This window comes from Pseudoalteromonas sp. S3178, from assembly GCF_005886985.1.
In the GTDB taxonomy this organism is placed as follows: domain Bacteria; phylum Pseudomonadota; class Gammaproteobacteria; order Enterobacterales; family Alteromonadaceae; genus Pseudoalteromonas; species Pseudoalteromonas carrageenovora.
The window spans coordinates 1-664 of the sequence record NZ_PNCW01000141.1 but is presented as its reverse complement, the minus strand read 5'-3'; the positions used below and the strand labels follow the sequence as shown (position 1 = coordinate 664).

The 664-nt window shown below is 38.1% G+C and carries 1 protein-coding gene; it reads left to right on the top strand.

Annotated elements, in window-relative coordinates:
• Positions 1-260: 260 nt before the first annotated feature.
• Complete coding sequence (locus CWC11_RS20375) at positions 261-614, top strand: four helix bundle protein (RefSeq protein ID WP_138684143.1); 354 nt, start codon at positions 261-263, stop codon at positions 612-614.
• The last annotated feature ends 50 nt before the right edge of the window (positions 615-664 follow it).

The window sequence follows — 664 nt, the reverse complement described above, 5'->3', positions numbered from 1 at the left end:
CTTTTATGGAGTCAGATCAATTAGTTATTAGTTATTAGTTATTAGTTATTAGCTGTCAGCTGTCAGCTGTCAGTTATTAGAAGTTAGTTTTTAGATGTCAGTTATTAGTTATCAGCTATAAGCTATCAGTTATTAGCTATTAGTTGTCAGCTATCTGTCGTAGGGCTTTGTAGGTAAGCTAGTTAGTATATGCTTATAGCCTTTTACTTTTTCGAAATGAGGTCTAGTATAAGCAAAGCTTATAGCTAATGGCTTAAATTATGAACTTCGAAAGTTTGGATGTCTGGAAACGCTCAGCGCGATTAAGTGCGCAAATTTACAAAGAGACTGCCTATATAAAGGATTTTGGATTTAGGGATCAACTAACTCGTTCTGGGTTATCTGTACCGAGCAACATTGCAGAGGGTATGACTAGGGAAAGTAATAAAGAAAAAGTAAGGTTTTTAGATATTGCTCGATCATCACTTGCAGAAGCCCGGACCCAAATTTATATTGGAATAGATATAGGTTATATCAAACAGCCTGTAGGTACAGTTTGGTTAGATGAAACTGTGGCGCTATCAAAAATGTTGACGGGCTTAATTGCTAGACTAAAATCGACCGCTGACCGCTGACCGCTGACCGCTGACCGCTGACCGCTGACTGATCTGACTCCATAAAAGTA